Origin of the sequence: Streptococcus pacificus (assembly GCF_016481305.1) — a bacterium.
GTDB lineage: Bacteria > Bacillota > Bacilli > Lactobacillales > Streptococcaceae > Streptococcus > Streptococcus pacificus.
The window spans coordinates 376,963-396,654 of sequence record NZ_JAENBO010000001.1 but is presented as its reverse complement, the minus strand read 5'-3'; the positions used below and the strand labels follow the sequence as shown (position 1 = coordinate 396,654).

The 19,692-nt window shown below is 32.4% G+C and carries 17 protein-coding genes and 2 tRNA genes; 2 read left to right on the top strand and 17 right to left on the bottom strand.

Translation table 11 applies throughout. The features are described from left to right. Positions 1–4: 4 nt before the first annotated feature. The 11 genes from JHK62_RS01760 to cpsA are packed head-to-tail and all read right to left on the bottom strand — an operon-like array spanning position 5 to position 11,382. Positions 5–1,426: an MATE family efflux transporter gene (locus tag JHK62_RS01760; RefSeq protein ID WP_199574961.1), complete on the bottom strand. Its 1,422-nt coding sequence runs from the start codon at positions 1,424–1,426 to the stop codon at positions 5–7. A gap of 21 nt (positions 1,427–1,447) precedes the next feature. After that, positions 1,448–2,551, bottom strand: coding sequence for a non-hydrolyzing UDP-N-acetylglucosamine 2-epimerase (gene wecB / locus JHK62_RS01755; RefSeq protein WP_199574960.1), 1,104 nt, complete (start codon positions 2,549–2,551; stop codon positions 1,448–1,450). A gap of 2 nt (positions 2,552–2,553) precedes the next feature. Then, the gene (locus JHK62_RS01750; RefSeq protein WP_199574959.1) at positions 2,554–3,897 is read right to left on the bottom strand and encodes an O-antigen polymerase; all 1,344 of its coding nucleotides are present in this window, start codon (positions 3,895–3,897) and stop codon (positions 2,554–2,556) included. Positions 3,898–3,904: 7 nt separating this feature from the next. After that, the gene (locus JHK62_RS01745) at positions 3,905–4,792 is read right to left on the bottom strand and encodes a glycosyltransferase (RefSeq protein ID WP_199574958.1); all 888 of its coding nucleotides are present in this window, start codon (positions 4,790–4,792) and stop codon (positions 3,905–3,907) included. Positions 4,793–4,801: 9 nt separating this feature from the next. Continuing rightward, positions 4,802–5,611 carry a LicD family protein gene (locus JHK62_RS01740; protein ID WP_199574957.1) on the bottom strand — a complete coding sequence of 270 codons (810 nt, stop codon included), beginning with the start codon at positions 5,609–5,611 and terminating at the stop codon, positions 4,802–4,804. Then, complete coding sequence (locus JHK62_RS01735; RefSeq protein ID WP_199574956.1) at positions 5,601–6,347, bottom strand: WecB/TagA/CpsF family glycosyltransferase; 747 nt, start codon at positions 6,345–6,347, stop codon at positions 5,601–5,603. Before JHK62_RS01735 ends, JHK62_RS01740 begins: the two co-directional genes overlap by 11 nt. An 18-nt stretch (positions 6,348–6,365) precedes the next feature. Next, positions 6,366–7,742, bottom strand: a complete 1,377-nt coding sequence (locus tag JHK62_RS01730) for a sugar transferase (protein WP_199574955.1) — start codon at positions 7,740–7,742, stop codon at positions 6,366–6,368. Between the two features lie 36 nt (positions 7,743–7,778). Continuing rightward, on the bottom strand, positions 7,779–8,471 hold the full coding sequence (locus JHK62_RS01725) for a tyrosine-protein kinase (protein WP_199574954.1): 693 nt from the start codon (positions 8,469–8,471) through the stop codon (positions 7,779–7,781). A gap of 9 nt (positions 8,472–8,480) precedes the next feature. Further along, on the bottom strand, positions 8,481–9,173 hold the full coding sequence (locus JHK62_RS01720; RefSeq protein WP_199574953.1) for a Wzz/FepE/Etk N-terminal domain-containing protein: 693 nt from the start codon (positions 9,171–9,173) through the stop codon (positions 8,481–8,483). A gap of 8 nt (positions 9,174–9,181) precedes the next feature. Further along, positions 9,182–9,913, bottom strand: coding sequence for a capsular polysaccharide biosynthesis protein Cps4B (cps4B, locus tag JHK62_RS01715; protein WP_199574952.1), 732 nt, complete (start codon positions 9,911–9,913; stop codon positions 9,182–9,184). Beyond that, positions 9,910–11,382 (bottom strand): LCP family glycopolymer transferase CpsA, encoded by a 1,473-nt coding sequence (gene cpsA, locus JHK62_RS01710; protein WP_199574951.1) that lies wholly within the window; start codon positions 11,380–11,382, stop codon positions 9,910–9,912. The genes cps4B and cpsA overlap by 4 nt, the downstream gene beginning before the upstream one ends. 137 nt (positions 11,383–11,519) lie before the next feature. On the opposite strand from cpsA, the gene JHK62_RS01705 reads away from it, so the two are divergent. Further along, positions 11,520–12,449, top strand: a complete 930-nt coding sequence (locus tag JHK62_RS01705; RefSeq protein ID WP_199574950.1) for a LysR family transcriptional regulator — start codon at positions 11,520–11,522, stop codon at positions 12,447–12,449. Between the two features lie 176 nt (positions 12,450–12,625). Here the strand turns inward: JHK62_RS01705 and rpsA are convergent, their stop codons facing one another. From rpsA to parE, 6 genes are all read right to left on the bottom strand, one after another. After that, positions 12,626–13,825 carry a 30S ribosomal protein S1 gene (gene rpsA / locus JHK62_RS01700; protein ID WP_199574949.1) on the bottom strand — a complete coding sequence of 400 codons (1,200 nt, stop codon included), beginning with the start codon at positions 13,823–13,825 and terminating at the stop codon, positions 12,626–12,628. Positions 13,826–13,950: 125 nt separating this feature from the next. Beyond that, a tRNA-Gln gene (locus JHK62_RS01695) sits at positions 13,951–14,022 on the bottom strand. A 5-nt stretch (positions 14,023–14,027) separates the two neighbouring features. Continuing rightward, positions 14,028–14,108: transfer RNA gene (locus JHK62_RS01690), tRNA-Tyr, on the bottom strand. Between the two features lie 56 nt (positions 14,109–14,164). After that, on the bottom strand, positions 14,165–14,395 hold the full coding sequence (locus tag JHK62_RS01685) for a DUF2969 domain-containing protein (RefSeq protein ID WP_199574948.1): 231 nt from the start codon (positions 14,393–14,395) through the stop codon (positions 14,165–14,167). Between the two features lie 67 nt (positions 14,396–14,462). Beyond that, the gene (gene parC / locus JHK62_RS01680) at positions 14,463–16,922 is read right to left on the bottom strand and encodes a DNA topoisomerase IV subunit A (RefSeq protein WP_199574947.1); all 2,460 of its coding nucleotides are present in this window, start codon (positions 16,920–16,922) and stop codon (positions 14,463–14,465) included. Positions 16,923–16,937: 15 nt separating this feature from the next. Next, on the bottom strand, positions 16,938–18,887 hold the full coding sequence (gene parE, locus JHK62_RS01675; RefSeq protein ID WP_199574946.1) for a DNA topoisomerase IV subunit B: 1,950 nt from the start codon (positions 18,885–18,887) through the stop codon (positions 16,938–16,940). Between the two features lie 154 nt (positions 18,888–19,041). Here parE and plsY point away from each other — a divergent pair, with 154 nt between their 5' ends. Next, positions 19,042–19,686, top strand: coding sequence for a glycerol-3-phosphate 1-O-acyltransferase PlsY (plsY, locus tag JHK62_RS01670; protein WP_199574945.1), 645 nt, complete (start codon positions 19,042–19,044; stop codon positions 19,684–19,686). The last annotated feature ends 6 nt before the right edge of the window (positions 19,687–19,692 follow it).

Below are 19,692 nucleotides of genomic sequence, written 5' to 3'. Positions count from 1 at the left end.
TTAATTAACTTTTAATCAATTGTTTGAAATTCTTAAAAGTATTAGATAAATCTGACTTCTTAATAAAAATATATAGTAAATAGAATGAAACAAAGATTATAAATGAATGCATTGTTGAGAATAAGAAATTAGAAAGAATAAAAACAAAACTCAACAGTAACTCTAATAATATATCCTTATTGACTGCTACATCTAAGTGCTTCGCCAAAATTATTTCAGAAAGTATGCTTCTAAATGCCAGAAGAATGATAATTGTTAAAACAACTATTATTAAATTCTTAAAATAAAATGCTGTAAATAGAGTGATTACTAAACTTAATAACATAGTAAACACATTAACTTTAAAAATTACTTTCTCCATTCTTAGCGCTTTTAAGTAGGTATTAATTAATAGAGACGTTTTACTTTCAAATACAGTCATTGGAAAAATAATACCCATAAAAACCAAACTTTCAGAGTAATTGGGTAACCAATACGTTAAAATAATTTTTAAGGGGAAATAAAGAATTAAAACAAAAAGCATTGATAACATTAAAATGTTTCGTAAACTTTTATAAATGATAGGTAGATTGGATGATTTTGATCTCTTTAGAATGGGGAAAATCACTATTCCAATAGCATTGATGAAGGTCATCATTAAATTTGAAATACTTAAAGTTAAAGAAACCTTCCCGAAAGTTTCAATACTCCAATTCCTTTGAATAGTGAAACGAATAATTCCAATAATCAAACTACTAGCTATATTTGAAAACATTAAGTTAATGCCAATTAGAATATTGTCAATACTTTCTCTAATGTTAATATAAAGTTTTTTAATTGGGAAAAAAACAATGTCTTTACATATATAGCTTGAGTAAAGTAAAGAAATAAATCTGGCAATATTGTCTAGTAGAATCATAAGATAGAAACTTGTTTTCCCACTAAACAACAAGATAACTATCATAACAACATAAATCGCCCTATCACTAATCATAATGAGAGAACTTTGTTTTATTTGATTAGTTGTTTGTAAAAGAAAAATGAAAAATTGTCTAATATTAGTTATTAGAAAGTTAACAGATATAGCAATCATAATGTACTTTTCTTCAAAATTTTGAATGACAAAAATAGAATATAAAAGTACTAAAATAGATAAAATTAATTGAAATGATGAGAATTGAAAAAATTGTGAGAAAAAATATTGCTTATTTAAGTCATTATAATTCTTTCCCCCAAATTTTAAATAGATACCATCACACCATCCAAAATGAAAGAATCCTATATAGGTTAAGTAAAAAGTATAAAGTTGCCAATAGCCATAACTTGCAACACCTATGACCTTGGGTAAGACTAAAATAACAAGTGTCGAAACAAATAAATTTAAAAAATTTGACGTTATAATGTAACTAAAATTTTTAATTAAATTAACAATTTTAGAATTTTTCAACCGCTTTTCTCCTTAAGTTTGCTACAAATTTCTTTCTAAAATTTCAACAATTTTTTTGGAAGACTCACCATCGCCATAAGGATTGCTTGCCTTGCTCATTTTCTCATATTCATTATCGTCACTTAATAACTTAATAAAATTTTGATAGATTATCTCCTCATTAGTACCAACAAGCTTAAGTGTCCCAGCTGCTACTCCTTCAGGACGTTCAGTTGTGTCTCTCATGACTAAAACAGGTTTTCCTAAAGAAGGGGCCTCTTCTTGAATACCACCAGAATCCGTTAAAATTAAATAACTTTTGTTTAAAAAATTGTGAAAATCAATAACTTCCAATGGTTCAATCAGTTTAATCCTATCATCATTTTGAAAAACTTCATTAGCAATTTTTCTAATCTGAGGGTTTTTATGTATCGGATAGATAACTTTAATATCAGATTGTTCTTTTAATACTCTCTTTATAGCCCTAAACATATTTTCCATAGAAGAACCTTGGTTTTCTCTTCTATGGGCTGTTAACATAATTAAACGATCATCACCAATCCAATCAAATAATTCATGATAGTATGATGTAGAAATTGTTGTTTTTAACGCATCAATCGCTGTATTTCCAGTTACAAATATAGACTGTGAAGCTTTCCCTTCATTGATTAGATTCAATTTCGCATTTTCGGTAGGAGCAAAATTAAAATCTGACATAATTGAAACAGCTTGTCTATTGAATTCTTCTGGGAAAGGACTTCTGATATTATATGTTCTCAAACCTGCTTCAACATGACCAACTTTAATCCCAAGGTAAAAAGCTGCAAGTGAGGTGGCAAAAGTTGTTGAAGTATCTCCATGAACCAATACTATATCAGGGGCAACTTCTTCTAAAATTGGCTTGAGTTTTGTCAAAATACTTGTTGTGATTGAAAACAGTGTTTGATCATGTCTCATTATCTGTAAATCATATTCTGGTGTCACATCAAAAACTTTTAAAACTTGTTCTAACATTTCTTTGTGCTGTCCAGTAACACAAACTGTAGTTTCGAAATTGATATTTTTCTTCAATTCTTTAACTAATGGACACATTTTTATCGCTTCTGGTCTCGTTCCAAAAACCACCATAACTTTTTTCTTTTTCATATTTATCTTCCTGTCTCTGTGATAACATTATTATCTTGATTGATAATAATTATTTTGCCATTTCTAAATTCAATTTTCCAATAAAAATAACCCAAAATATAGAATAAAACAATTCCAATAAGAGTATAAATACTTATAATTGTCATAGAATATTGTTCAATAGAAGAAAGAAAAATCCAGTAAAAGATATATGAGTATACTATGGTACTAACATCACTTCGAAAATTTGTATCTGCTCTTCTAATGTTAGCATAATAATAGTAACCAAAAAATATTCCCACACAAATAACGAAAATATACATTCCTACTAATCCAAAATCTTGGATAGGTCTTCTAAAAAAGGTATAAACATTTCCAATCGTAACACCTAATCTTCTAAATTCTAAATGCACAGTATTTTGATAATCAATAATACCTAGCTGATTTAAAAAATTCAAAACAGGTGTTAAGGTTTCATTGCCAAAAAAAGGACTTTTATCTGGAGGATCTTGTATAAACTGATTGAAATGTTGAATAGGACCACCAATGTAGGTGGAAATTGATTGGAACAAGGTTCTACTTGTACTTCTTCCAGCTAAAAATAATGTGTAATAGAAAGCTGGAATACCAATTGCAATCCCAGCGAAGCCAACAGTAAAGTATTTACCTGAGATAGACTTACCCCATCCTAATTTTCTTTTTTCAAGAATATAGGTTTGAACGACACAAGCAAATAATAATTTTAAAATATCTTGGCGACCACCTAGTAGTAATGTTTTATAAATGAAAAGAAAGATTGGGATAAGCATTAAGTAGTCAAACTTATACTTATAGCGGTGGATAACTCTATTATTTATTAAGGTAAAAGCAAAAATATAAGCAGTGACATCGACAAACCTAATCATAATTCTCATTTTCGAACTGAAGTTCAAAATTCCCTCATAAGAAGTGACGTTTCTAATGAACCACTGTAAATTGTCACCACTGTATCCGGCAACTGAAGCTAAATAATTGATTTCTCTTTTGTAAAGAAAAATAATAATATAACAGATTATAATGGCAGAGATAATTTTCCAAGCATCAACTCTTAAAGGCCTATCAATAGTTAATGTTTTTGTTGGCCTAATTTTCTTATGTATAAAAAGAATAGGGAATGTAAAAACCATTATCCCAGAAATAAGAATTAATGCTGCCTCTAAACTATAATCAATTTCCCAATTTTTTACATTTAAAAGTGCAAATGTGATACTTAAAAGAAACATATTAGACATTAAAACTGGTGGAGAAAGTATGTCTCTTTCAAAGAGTAAATAACAAACAATTGCAAAAAGCAAAATAATGATGAAAAGCAATAACAATCCTATCATAATTAAATTATTTCACTCCTTTATTCATATAACTTTCCATCACCTCTAGAAATACCTTGGTAGAGTCATAATTACACCTATTAGCAAAAATAGTCTTCTTTAACATACTATTATAAACAATATTAGTTGAAATATTCTGATGATGTAGAACTTTTAATTCAGGACAATAAATAGTCTTGTATTCTTTTTGGGTACAAATGTAATCTAAAATTTCCATTTCATAATAAAAAAATGTTCCAGGTTGAAAAGCAAACTCTTCCTTTTCAAAATAATCCTTAGAAAAGACAACAAATGCACCGTGTAAAGGTACGTTATAGTATTTTTTTGAAAAATCAATATTAAGTTTATTATTTCTATATCTATAGATGAAATTTCTGAGAGGAGAAAAAGATTTGATAATAGACTTAATTTTTATTTTTAATAAATCATTTGATTGTCTATAGAAATGATTATTAAGTGCTTTAATTTCTTCGTAAGAATAATTTTTTAAACGTTTAGGACTTTGATGTAAGTTATAAGTTGTAGAAAAAACATCTGGTCCCAAAATATGAAATTTTTCTTCATCATAAACTTTATTAAGTTTAGAAGAAAAATTTTCTGTTGAAATTTCAACATCATTATTCATGATAACAATAAAATCTGGTTTATAATTATCCTTAATATATTTATAACCAAAATTATTACCACTAGCAAAACCTGAATTTTCACTATTAAGAAGCACTTCTACCATACTATCATTTTTATACAATGATAATAGTTCTTCACCTGAATTATTAGGAGAAGCATTATCTACAACAATGATTTTAATATTATTTGAGTCTTTTTCTTTTAAAGAATTAATACATTTTATTGTTTCTTCTTTAGCAATATAGTGAAGAATAAGGTAACAAATCATTTTCAACTCCTATTCATGGTGGGATTTCTTATTTTGTGGTTCCTCAGTTAGATAGTTTTCCCCATACATTTGTTTCAAATAACTATCATACAATTCAGGAACCATAAATTGTTCTGTTTCAAAAGGTAAAAATTTACCTTTTCCCCATATTTCTTTTTTCATAACTTCCTTCTTAAATAAAGAGGCTGTTATAGTTCCTGCATAATCTTGAACACGCCAGTCATATCTTTTATAAAGTTTATCTAACGTGTTATAAACTTTAATTTGAGGAAAAATCTTATGAAGTTGAAAAAATTTACCAAAATTAATAATAAACTTCTGCTTCTTACTATGCATGTTAACATGTCCCTCAACATAAGGAGTTCCGAGACTAGATAAATATCTTAAAGCATAAACTTTTGCAAAATATATATTTCTTAATAAGGTATTATTTGGAGCACCGTCTAAAGGCAAAATATCCATTAAGTGAAGTCCCATATGTGTATTACTCGGCAAACCCAATTTGATTCTTTCTTCTTCAACCAAGAAAAGGCGAGGAAAATAGCAATGAATCTCTGGATAGTATTTATAACTAACCACCTTATATTTACCAGCAATAACTTTATCATTTAAAATATCAATCATTCTCTCGTATTGATCTCTTGGAATTGCAATGTCGACATCATCATCCCAAGGAACAAAACCTTTATACTTAACTGAACCCATGACACTACCGCCACGCAAGAAAAAAACTATTCCTTCTTTATCACAAATTTTTTTAAATTCTTTTAATGCGTCTAATAGTGTTTTTTGAAGCTTGGCAATATCATTATTTCCCATTCTTTTCTCTTTTCTCTTTCAATACATGATTAATGAATTCTACATTCCCAACAAAATATCTTTTGAACAATCTTTTAGGTTCTTTCATGACTCTGTAAAGCCATTCTAAATTAGCTTTTTGCATCCAAAGTGGTGCTCTTTTTATACTACCTGAAAGCACATCGAAACTACCTCCAACTCCCATAAAAACAGAGGTTAGCCCATTATTCAAGAAATGATCAATTAAATATTCCTTTTTAGGAGACGTTATGCCAACAAATACAATATTTGGTTTTAGCACACGAATTTCTTCTTGTATGATGTCTATTTCATCATCAGAAAAATACCCATTTCTATGACCAGCAACTTTAAGATTTGGATAAGTAGTTTTAAAACGTTCTAACATTTTTAAAACTATTTCTTCTTTTGCACCTAGAAAATAAACGGAATAGTTCTTACTTTCACTCAAAAGAAGTAATTCTTGCATGAGATCTATTCCTGCAACACGCTCAGGTATGCTATAACCCAAGTACTTTGAAGCTAAAACGACAGAAGCACCATCAGCATTAATAATTTCAGATTCATTTACAATTTTTTTGATTTTTGGGTTACTTATACACAAGTTGATTTTATCAGCGTTTACACCCATTAAGTGTAAAGGTTTTTCTTTCGATAAGTATTTTTCAACCTCAACCAACGTTTCCTCCATAGTTAGAGGATTAATTTTAACACCTAAAATCTTTACAAATTCTAACATTTAAATTCCCAATATATTCTATTTACTTCCTGATCTATTTAAAACAACTTTAAAAGTTTTTAGTATAATTTTTAAATCAAGTTTTAATGACCAGTTTCTAATATAAAAAGCATCTAATTCCACTACTTTTTCAAAATTCTTTATATTACTTCTTCCACTAACTTGCCACATTCCTGTAATACCAGGTTTCATTACCAATCTTTTAAAATGATGTAATTTGTATTTTTTATACTCTTCCAAAGTTGGGGGCCTGGTTCCAACAATAGACATATCTCCTTTTAAAACATTAATAAACTGAGGTAGTTCATCAATTGACCAACTTCTGATAATTTTACCAAAAGGAAAAATTCTAGGATCTTCATCAATCTTAAACATTAAATCAGTATTTAATTCATTTTTCTGCATTAGTTCTTTCTTTTTGCTTTCAGCATCCAAATACATACTTCTAAATTTATACATTTGGAATTTTTTGCCATTAGCCCCTATTCTTACTTGTTTAAAAAGCAAAGGTCCCTTAGATTGTTTTTGTATAATCGGGTAAATGAATAGTGCAACAATAAATGTCAATATTAAACCAATAATAGAGAAAATAATATCAAACACTCTTTTTAAAAACAGATTGATAAAATCACTATAATTTAATGAATGAGTTAACGTGATTAACGAACCACTCTTATTTAAAATAAGACTAGAAAAATTGTCTTGAGTGGGGTCGGTTAAACAAATTGATACAGGAATACCAATCTCATAAAGTTTATTTTGAATTGAAAAAAATTCTTCTCTTGCAGCATAACTTACGAGGATTTCATTGACCTCATTATCAGCCAAAAAATCACGAAGTTCATCGAAGTTTCTTAATAAAGGAATCTCTTGAAGTGATTGCTCTCCGTTTGTCAAACAGGCAATTATTTGATAGCCATACTGTGAAAAAACGTTTCTATTTATAACATCATCTTTAGAGTTTGAAAAAAAGATAATATTTTTTCTGTCCAAATCACTAAAACGTTTAACATTATTAATCACTCTTCTATTGATAAAAACTAAAGTAAATAAAATGATAAATTGTATTACAATAAATTCAATAACATTTTTTGAAATGATTCTTTGGTTATAATAGATAATAAAAAACAAAAACATAATCAAAAAAGATGAATTTATCATTGATATTTTAAATGATACTTTAATAGTTTGAAAAACACTTTCAACATCAAATACTGAGTATGTATTTGAAAAAGCAATAAAAGTTAGTGAGATGATTATTATTATAAATGGTAATAGAGCATTATTTATGTTTAAATTACTTTTTAATAATATGGCTACAAAAAATGATAAAACCAAGGAAATAAGATCACCTAGTAAATAAAAAATATTTTTTCTGGATGAAGAACTATACATCACTATTTCCCTCTTTTTCTTTTACATTACAATTCTTTATTTTTTTCCATAATTTCCATAGGCACCATAATTTCCATAGGCACCATATTGTTCAGTTGTTGTATCGACTTTATTTAGGATAATACCGAGAAACTGTGCCCCACTTTGTTCCATTTGTTCTTTCGCCTTTTGAACGAAACGTCTCTTAACACTCCCTGCTTCTGTTACAATGATACTGGCATCACATTTTTGAGCAATGATCGCAGCATCAATAACAAAACCAATAGGTGGTGAGTCAATAATGACATAATCGTAAACTGAGCGAGCAAGCTCAATCAACTGGCTAAAATTTTGGTTTTGTAATAAACTGGTTGGATTTGGCGGAACTTGACCTGAAGGAACAACCATAAGATTTTGAACATTGGTATCACAGATAATTTCTGATAATTCACATCTTCCTGATAAATAGCTTGTTAACCCTCTTATTTTTGAATTGGCTTTAAAAGTGCCTGACATCACAGAATTTCTTGTGTCTGCATCAATTAAGAGAGTTTTATAGCCTGATCTAGCCATAGAGATTGCTAAATTTACTGAAGTTGTACTTTTACCTTCATTAGGTTGGACAGATGTTATTACAATTGTTTTGATATTTGCCCCACTAAACTGAACGTTTGTTCTGATAGCATTATAATATTCTTCGGTTTTACTAATCAATAATGCTTTTTGTTTTACTAATTCTAACTGCGCCATTTTTAACTCCTATCTCAACTTTTCAATAGAAGGAATAACACCAAGAAGTGTCATTCCAAGAACTTCTTCAACATCTTCTGGACGTTTTACACGATCGTCTAAAATTTCAACGACTAAAACAATTAGTGTAGTGAAAAAAGCACCTGATAGAAAAGCTAAAAGTGTATTACGTTGAATTTTTGGAGAAGAAGGGCCTGAAGCCGGTTTAGCAGCTTCTAAGACAGTGACATCTTCAACTTTTGTTATTTCTTTGATTTTTTGAGCGGCAACATCTCTCACAGCGTTCGCTAACTCACTAGCTTCTTGAGGATCTTCATCACTTACTGAAATCGAAATAATACGAGTGTTTGCAGGAATGTTAATCGAAATTTTTGAAGATAGGGTACCTTCAGAGTAATTTAAACCTTCTTTTTCAACAACATCTGAAAGGACACTATTAGATACAATGATTTCACGGTAATCTTTTACCAAGTAGTCTCCGGCTTGTAAATCCTGTGTTGTGATACTCGCATCAGAATTTTGATTAACGACATAGATACGAGTTGTTGATGTATAGATTGGTTTAACAAAAAAAACATTAAAGACCAACATTATCGTCGCAAAGAGGGAAGCGACTAATAGAATTAAAAACTTTCTATTCCAAATTTTTTTCAGTAGAAATAAAATATCAATTTCAATCTGTCCGTTATCTTTCTTTTCCATTTTGTCTCCTAAATATAATGATTTTCTAATAATAATCCTGGATTTATCTTGAATAGCTCTTCTGCTCTAGTTTTACCATAATCCTTTTTGATTTGATTATAAGCTTCTTTCATATAAGGTGGCCTAACATCTGTATTATGCATGTCACTAGCAATGCAGTGGACCAAATCGTTTTCTAGGAAATATTTGGCTCTTTTCTTATAAATTTTATATTTGTCACCAAACAATTTGGGCTTTAAAACATTAGAACTATTGATTTGGGTATAACATCCCATATTAATAATTTCTTTGACTCTTTTATCGTTAAATTCGAGAGTGTTATAGCGTTCAATATGAGCCACTAAAGGCGTAATACCTAACATAAGAACATTAGATAATGCGGAATGGATTTCCTTCCAAGGCGTTTGTGAACTAAATTCTATCAAAGCAAACTTTGTATTATTCATGGTCGGTATGGCTTTGGTTTCTAATCCTTTTTGGACATCCGACGAATAATAAAGTTCTCCTCCATAGTAAAGTTCTAGGCTGGGAAGAATTTCCCTCATCGTTTCTTTTACAACTTGAAAATTTTTAGCGATTTTTTCTTCGGGTGTTTCAAACATTCCTTTTCGGCGATGAGAAGTTGAAACAATTTTTCTAACCCCTTGATCATAGGCCATCTTCAACAATGACACACTTTCTTCTAGCGTTGACGGGCCATCATCAACATCAAAAACGATATGCGAGTGAACATCTATCATCTCGTTCCCTCCATCGTCTCTTTTATTGCCAATTTGGCATTTTCTAAATTATTTTCATCAAGCGATAGCATGTAGAGACTAGCTGATGGCATGGCATAAGATGGTAATTCACCGGTTGACCCAACGCCGTCAACTGATTGTGATAAGACAGAATAGCGGTCCCCAGTACTTAGTTGATCGTTAGCCAACCCCATCATTGTTTCAAGAGGCATATTGGTCTGAATCGAATCACCTAGCCCGTTAATAATATTAGTATAGTTGGTAATCGCATTTACTGATGTTAGTTTATCAATGATTGCCGCAATCACTTTCGTCTGGTTTCTACCACGGTCTTTGTCTCCATTTTCTAGTGAATAACGTTCTCTTACAAAGGCGAAGGCCATTTCTGAATTCATTTGAAGTTTTCCAACCGGAAAATCAAGACCACCAATATGACTAGTAAACGCTTGGTCGTTTTCTACTTCAATTCCACCAAGTAGATCGATTAGTTTTAAGAATGAAGTGAAGTTGATTCTAGCATAGTAATCAATTTTTATATCATAAAGATTTTCTAAAGTATGAATAGATGCTTCAACACCATAAATACCAGCATGTGTTAGTTTATCATATTGATTATTACCACCATCTGGAATTTGAACATAAGCATCTCTAGGCGTTGTTGTTAAGAGTACCTTATTGGTTTTTCTATTAACAGTCATAATGATATTAACGTCAGAACGTGAGACAGACGAAATAGAACCATAAGTATCAATACCACTGATATAGATATTGAAAGAATCAGTATTTGTCACAGATGAATCAGGTTTTTCAATTTGTTTAACGACTTTATAGGTGTATATCGTTTTAAGATTATCAGAGTAATTTTCATGCTTGACCTCTAGTAAGCTATCATACGCACTACTCATCACCATAGCTGATTTTTCACCTGCAATCAAAGCCTCATATGCTGCATCGTATGAATCTGTTGTTTCAACAGCAATTGTTTTGTTCTTTTGCGTTTTTATATCATTCATCAAAGCGTCAATATTAGATCTATCATTATCAAGTGGTGCTAAAACATTATCTAGTTGACTCACATCTGTAATCTCACTGTCTTTAGGAACAACAACACTCATTTCAATTTCAGAGTAACTAGCTGTTTCGTTTAAATGATTTGAAATATTAATAGCAGAATGCGTTAAATAAAGACCAATACCAGAGGCGATACTCAACAACAAAAGCATTATTAGCGTAAGCACTTTAGCTCTTTTTTTGACAATTAAAAAGAGACTAACCACGAAAAATAGAATTAGACTCGCTATTATGATAACATTAATAAATCTGACATTTAGAAAATTATACTTAAGAATATTAAAAATAAAAAGTCCACCAACCAGAGAGAAGATAAGTAAAAAAATAGAATTAATACCTGTCAAGAAATCAAAAGATTTTGTGGATTTTTGTTTAGTTCTTCTCGAACTATAGGACATTTTTTTCACCTCAATAATAAGAAATTTTCTCCGCTATTATATCATAATTTAGCCTTTTTTGCAATTTTATTTCACATGTCAAATTTTTTGAAGATAATACTAGTTCTTAAGTTTTACTTTTATGATAAAATAGATTTATGAGAATACAACAACTACACTATATTATCAAAATTGTTGAAACTGGTAGCATGAATGAAGCTGCTAAACAACTCTATATCACACAACCCAGTCTATCAAATGCTGTGAGAGACTTAGAAAAAGAGATGGGGATTACCATCTTCATTAGGCATTCTAAAGGAATTCGTCTTACAAAAGATGGTGTTGAATTTCTTTCTTACGCTAGACAAGTTGTTGAACAAACAGCCCTACTTGAAGAACGTTATAAATCACCAAACAATAACCGCGAGCTTTTTAGTGTTTCCTCACAACATTACGCCTTTGTCGTTAATGCTTTTGTTTCCTTATTAAAGAAAACTGATATGACACGTTATGAGTTATTCCTAAGAGAGACAAGAACATGGGAAATCATTGATGATGTTAAAAATTTCCGAAGTGAGATTGGTGTCTTATTTCTAAACAGTTATAACCAAGATGTTTTGACTAAAATGTTTGAAGATAATCATTTAACAGCGACTAGTCTTTTTAAAACACAACCTCATGTTTTCATTAGCAAAACCCATCCTCTTGCAAAAAGAAAGAGTTTAAACTTGAAAGATTTAGAAGATTCTCCTTATTTTAGCTATGATCAAGGTCTTCATAATTCATTTTATTTTTCAGAAGAAATCATGTCTCAGTTATCTCACAAAAAATCAATTGTTGTCAGTGACCGTGCGACTCTTTTTAATCTTTTGATTGGTCTTGATGGCTATACTATTGCTACCGGTGTTTTAAATAGCAATTTAAATGGAGACAATATTATTTCAATACCCTTGAATGTTGAAGACGAAATTAACATTGTTTATATTAAGCATCAAAAAACATTATTGTCTAAGATGGGGGAACGCTTTATCGACTACCTTATCGACGAGGTTAAATTCGATAAAAAACAAAAGTCTACTAAGGACTAAAGACAATTCATTATTAGATTCTTTAGTATTAACGCAATTATAAAAATAAACTGACACCAACGATAAAGAAGTCTAACAATTTCTAGACTTCTTTTTGTATCTCTCCTTTTACTCATAACTCTATTAAGGCATAATAAAAACTCACTGAATACCAGTGAGCTTTATTGTCTTAATTATTATAATTCAATGTCACCAAACAAGTCAGCCATTGAGAAACCAGTTTGTGTTTCTGGTAAATCATAGTCACGTTTTTCTTGACGTTTTGGACGACGTGGTTTAGATTGACGTTTTTCATCAGAATTTTCGTCTTGTGCTGGACGTTCTTCTAAAGCTTTAATTGAAAGTGAGACACGTTCATCAGAAGCGTTCACATCAAGAACTTTAACAGTTACATCTTGACCAACTGATAAAACATCTTTTGGATTTTCAACACGTTTGTGTGAAATTTGAGAAATGTGAACCAATCCATCAATACCAGGAAGTACTTCAACAAAGGCACCAAAATCAGTAAGACGTTTTACTTTTCCTTCGATAACATCACCAGCAGCAAGTTTTTGTTCAACCCCGTCCCATGGTCCAGGTGTTGTTGCTTTTAGAGATAATGATACACGACCAGCTTCTTCGTCAATTGAAAGAACTTTAACTTCAACTTCTTCACCAACAGAAACAACTGATTTAGGTGATACATTTCTTTCATGAGATAGTTCAGTCACGTGGATAAGACCATCAACACCACCAAGATCAACGAAAGCACCGAAACTAGTTAAACGAGCAACTTTACCAGTTACAACTGATCCTTCAGTCAATGTTGAGAAAACTTCTTTACGTGCTTCTGCAGCTGCTTCTTCAACAACTTCACGACGAGAAAGGATGAAACGATTCTCTGCAGCATCTACTTCTTTAATGCGAGCATCTACTTCTTGCCCAACAAATTTTTCAGTGTTGCGAACAAAACGTGTATCAATCATTGATGCAGGAATGAAGCCACGTAGACCTTCAAATTCAATAGCCAATCCACCTTTTACAGCGCGAGTCACTTTAACAGTAATGACATCGCCTTCACGGCCAATTAATTTGTCCCAAGCTTTGCGAGCTTCTAAGCGTTTTTTAGACACTAGGAAAGTCACTGTATCAGTATCTTTTCCAACCACTTGGCGAAGAACAAGTACTTCAAGTGTTTCCCCTGGTTTTACTAAATCATTAATGTCAGCATTACGATCATTAGTCAACTCACGAAGTGTTAAAACACCTTCAACACCTGTACCACTGATAACAACGTTAGCTTGATCATTATCAACTGTCAATACTTCTGCAGTAACAACGTCACCAGCACTCACTTCGCTAACACTATTTAGCAAATCTTCAAATTCATTCATTCTAAAAAATCCTCCAACAGAAAATTAGTTTACTAACTTTCTGACAACAATATATTTTCTCAAGGTAACCCGCAATGACAACAAAATTTATCTTTGACGGCCTTAGGTAAAACCTAATACCATGACTGGGGTAGCTGGATTCGAACCAACGCATGAGGGAGTCAAAGTCCCTTGCCTTACCGCTTGGCTATACCCCATTAAATGGAAAGAGAGGGATTCGAACCCCCGAACCCGAAGGAGCGGATTTACAGTCCGCCGCGTTTAGCCTCTTCGCTATCTTTCCACAACAAGAACAATTTTAACATAAATTCTTATTGTAATCAAGCTTTTTTAAGGATTTTAGTGATTTAAATTATAATTTTCTATGATGTTGTTCACGGCTAAATCCATTGTTTTATGAAAACTTAAAACGTCATTATTATCAACAACAGCAAATTTTTCATCAATTTCGACGATACTCCCAATCACTTTCCGACCAATTTTTAATTGAAAGCCGTCTATTTCACTATTTGATAAGCTAATTTTACTTTCTACAATTTCTACTGTGATTTTTTTATCTTTTTTACTCATAATCCACCTCTTCTTATAGATTTTACAAAAAAAAGCAGGAGCTTGCAAGAGCAAACTCTGCTACTTTTTATTTTCTAACCAATCTGACACTTAATACTTCTTGATCGGAAATAGTATCTGAAATGAAACTACCGTTGCTGGTTCTTTCAGATTGCGATAACGTTGCTAGATTAACACTATATTTTTCTTGGGTTTTTGATGTTATTTCTAACAATTCTTTTTCTTTTGGAAGTTCGCTAGTAAACAAATCAATCACATCATCTTTTGCGGTAATGATACCTGCTGCAAAAACACGATGGGGTTTGGCTTTTAATTCACGAATCACTTGCAAGCCTCGATTAGCTCTGCTTGTTTTTGGAATAAGCTCAACAGCTATTTTCTTTAGGCTACCACGTTGCGTTAGAATAAACATATTACTGCTTGTCACTTTAAAGGCACTCACCACATAATCTTCTTTTTTAAGATTAATTGCCTTAACACCTGCCGCTTTATTTCCAACAACTGGAACATCTTCAATACCAAATCTCAAAGCATAACCTTTATGAGTTACTATCATAAGATCTTCTAACACAATTGGTGAGATAGCAATGATTTCGTCATCGTCACCTTTTAGTTTGGCGTATTTAATTGCCTTAGTTTTATAAGTGCGCCAAGGGGTCAATTCTTGACGTTCAAAACGCTTAATTTGTCCTTTTTTAGTCACTGAGAAATAAGTCATGGCTTGTTTCTCAAAATCATCAATGATTTCAGCATAGATGATGCTTTCATCTGTTGAAAAGGTTGTAATAGACTGGCTAAGATGTTCTCCAACGTCTTTCCACTTAATATCAGACAATTCATAAATAGGACGATAAATAACATTACCAAAATTGGTAAACAGTAGCAAATGTTGTGTCGTCTTAGCTTGTTCGAGGAAAATCAATTCGTCATCCTCACGTTTCCCAACTTCTTCAACATCAGATGCAGAAAAAGATCGGGGGCTAGTCCGTTTAAGATAGCCTGCTTTTGTAACACTAACATAGGTGTCTTCTTCGACAATTAGACTAGCTGTATCAATTTCAATACTTTGTGTTTTAGCTTGAAGTTCACTGCGACGAGGATTAGCAAATTTCTTTTTCACTTCTCGCAATTCTTTTTTCATCACATTAAATAATGTTTTTTCATCACCAATAATGGCAGAAAGAGTTGCAATTTTCTCGCGCAAACCAGCTTCTTCTTCTTCAAGGGTGACGATATCGGTATTGGTTAAACGATAAAGTTGCAAGGTTACAATTGCTTCAGCTTGTTCTTCTGAAAAATCATAACTTACTTTTAAGTTTTCTTTGGCATCAGACTTGTTATCACTTGATCTAATCAGTGCAATAATTTCATCTAAAATAGAGATGACTCTGATTAAACCTTCAACGATGTGAAGACGTTTTTCAGCCTTGTTTTTATCATAGTGAGAACGCGCTAAGATAACTTCTTGACGATGATTGACATAGCTCTTTAAAATCTTTTTCAGACCGACTTGACGAGGTGTAAAGTTATCGATTGCCACCATATTAAAATTATAATTAATTTGTAAATCGGTGTATTTAAAGAGATAATTTAAGACTGTTTCTTCATCTGCTTCTTTTTTCAGTTCAATTGCAATACGCAAGCCAGTTCTATCAGACTCATCACGGACTTCAGCAATACCTGGCACTTTATTGTTGACTCTGACATCATCTATTTTTTTAACAAGTGTGGCTTTATTGATTTCATAAGGAATTTCCTTAACAACAATTTGTTTTTTGCCACCTTTTAACGTTTCAATATCGGTTAAGCTACGAACAACGATTCTACCTTTACCAGTCTCATAGGCTTTTTTAATCTCATCAGCCCCTTGAATAATGGCACCAGTTGGGAAATCAGGACCAGGTAAAAAGGTCATTAATTTATCAAGGGTTGCTGTTGGATGGTCAATCATATAGATGACCGCATCAATCACCTCAGAAAGATTATGCGGAGGAATATCAGTAGCATAACCTGCAGAAATTCCTGAAGAGCCATTCACCAGCAAATTAGGAAAGGCAGACGGAAGAACAGTTGGTTCTTTTTCAGTATCATCAAAGTTCCAAGCAAATGGAACAGTTTGTTTTTCGATATCCGTTAGCAGATAGGAAGCCATCTCTGACAAACGTGCTTCTGTGTAACGCATTGCGGCAGGTGGGTCACCATCCATAGAGCCGTTGTTACCATGCATTTCTACCAGAATTTCTCGATTCTTCCAGTCTTGACTCATTCTTACCATGGCATCATAGATAGAGGAGTCACCATGGGGGTGAAAATTCCCCATAATATTTCCGACTGATTTCGCCGACTTACGATAACTCTTATCAAATGTATTACCATCTTTATTCATCGAATATAAAATACGACGTTGAACGGGCTTTAAGCCATCACGAATATCTGGAAGAGCACGTTCTTGGATGATATATTTTGAGTAACGACCAAAACGCTCACCCATGATGTCTTCTAAGGACATATTTTGAACATTAGACATGATTGCCTCCTTTCTCTATAAAAGTATATTAGTTGCTTCTTCAAGCGTGAATTTGACATTGTCTTCAATCCATTGACGACGAGGCTCTACCTTGTCTCCCATGAGGACAGAAACACGACGTTCAGCACGCGCCAAATCATCAATCGTGACACGAATTAGGGTTCTCGTTTCAGGATCCATGGTTGTTTCCCAAAGTTGAGTGGCATTCATTTCACCCAATCCTTTGTAGCGTTGAAGCGTAGCATTTTTACCATATTCTTGACGCAATTCTTCTAGTTCTCCATCTGTCCAGGCATAGTCAATTTTTTCATTTTTACCTTTTCCTTTAGACATTTTGTAAAGAGGTGGTAAGGCAATATAAACATGACCAGCTTCAATAAGTGGACGCATGTAACGATAGAAAAATGTTAGAAGAAGGGTTTGGATATGAGCACCATCCGTATCAGCATCGGTCATAATGATGATTTTATCATAGTTAATGTCATCCAGATTAAAGTCAGCTCCGACGCCTGCACCAATAGTATAAATCATGGTGTTAATTTCTTCGTTTTTCAAAATATCTGCCATTTTTGCTTTAGCAGTGTTGATGACCTTTCCTCTTAGAGGAAGAATGGCTTGGAATTTACGGTCACGTCCTTGTTTGGCAGAGCCTCCAGCTGAGTCACCCTCAACAAGATAGAGTTCATTTTTCTTGGGATTTTTAGATTGAGCAGGTGTTAATTTCCCCGATAAAAGACCCTTATCTTTTTTATTCTTCTTACCATTTCGTGATTCATCACGCGCTTTTCTAGCTGCTTCACGAGCCGCCCTAGCTTTAATAGCTTTTCTGACTAAACTTGAAGCAATTTCACCATTTTCCATAAGGAAATAACTTAATTTTTCAGAAACAACGCCATCGACAAACGGACGAGCAAGCGGGCTACCTAATTTATCCTTGGTTTGACCTTCAAATTGAAGGTGTTCTTCTGGCACTAAAATCGACAAAACAGCAGACAGTCCTTCACGGTAATCTGACCCATCGAGATTTTTTTCTTTTTCTTTTAAAAGATTTGTTTTTCTGGCGTAGTCATTCAAAGCTTTAGTAATAGCTGATTTCAAACCTGTTTCATGCGTTCCACCATCTTTTGTTCTGACATTGTTAACAAAAGATAGGATATTATCCGAAAAGCCATCGTTATACTGCATGGCCACTTCAACTTGAAAGCCATCTTCTTCACCTTCAAAATAGATAACAGGTGTTAGAGTGTCTTTGTCCTCGTTTAAGTAAGAGACAAAGTCTTGAACCCCATTTTCATAGTGAAAATCTTTCTTGTCATCTGTTCTTTTATCGATTAAAGAAAGTGTTACATTTTTTAATAAAAAGGCTGACTCATTTAAACGTTCAGCAATGGTATTAAACTTGAAATCAGTTGTTGAAAAAATACTACTATCAGGCATAAAGGTAACGGTTGTTCCTGATTTTGATTTTGGAGCAGTCCCAACTTTTTTTAGTGTGGTAACAGGTTTGCCACCATTTTCAAAACGTTGACGGTAGATATTGCCGTCACGAACAATCTCAACTTCTAACCATGTTGACAAGGCATTAACAACAGATGACCCTACACCATGTAGACCTCCAGAAGTTTTATAGCCACCTTGGCCAAATTTACCACCTGCGTGTAATACGGTAAAAATGACTTCAACGGTTGGTATCCCTTTAGCATGCATCCCTGTTGGCATACCACGCCCTCTATCAGAAACACTCAATGAACCATCTTTATAAATAGTGACTTCAATCTTGTCACCAAAACCTGAGAGAGCCTCATCGACTGCATTATCAACCAATTCCCAGACTAAGTGATGAAGACCTGTTCCATCTGTTGAGCCGATGTACATCCCTGGTCGTTTTCGAACGGCATCAAGTCCTTCTAGAACCTGAATGGCATCATCATTATAATTACTTAGATTAATTTCTTTTTTAGGCATCTATGACCTCCACCTTTTCTCATCCTTTTAATATTACAAGTTTTTTTGCTATTTTGCAAAAAAATTTTTATTTTTAACTTATTTCATAAACTATTTGAGGTTTTGTCCTCGTTTTGGCTATTTTTTTATCAATCACTTATGTTATAATGACAGTATGAAACCATTATTATTTATTCTGATTGCCTACCTGCTTGGCTCTATTCAAACAGGACTATGGATTGGGCAATTTATTTTCCATAAAAACATCCGCCTTCTTGGAAGTGGTAATACAGGAACAACAAATACTTTTAGAATTTTAGGAGTCAAAGCAGGTATTGTTACCTTATTTGTTGACTTACTAAAAGGAACGCTGGCGACACTTCTTCCGATTTGGTTTGGAGTGACTGGGGTGTCTCCTTTATTGATTGGTTTTTTTGCCATCATTGGACACACTTTTCCAATCTATGCAAAATTCAAGGGTGGTAAGGCTGTGGCTACAAGTGCAGGGGTTCTTCTTGCATACTCTCTACCTTTTTTCACTTATCTTTTGGTCATCTTTATGATATGTTTATACTTATCAAGTATGATCTCTTTTTCAAGTATTGCCATTGCTGTGATTGCTTGTTTGAGTGTTATAATCTTGCCAGCCTTTCAATTATTACTGCCACAGTATGATTTGCTACTAATTGTGATGATTTTTGCTATGGCATCAATTGTTTTGATTAGACATAAGGACAATATGAAGCGGATTAAAAATAAGACTGAAAATACACTGCCAATAGGTTTAAATCTAACCAAACAAAAAAGACCAACCAAATAAGGTTGA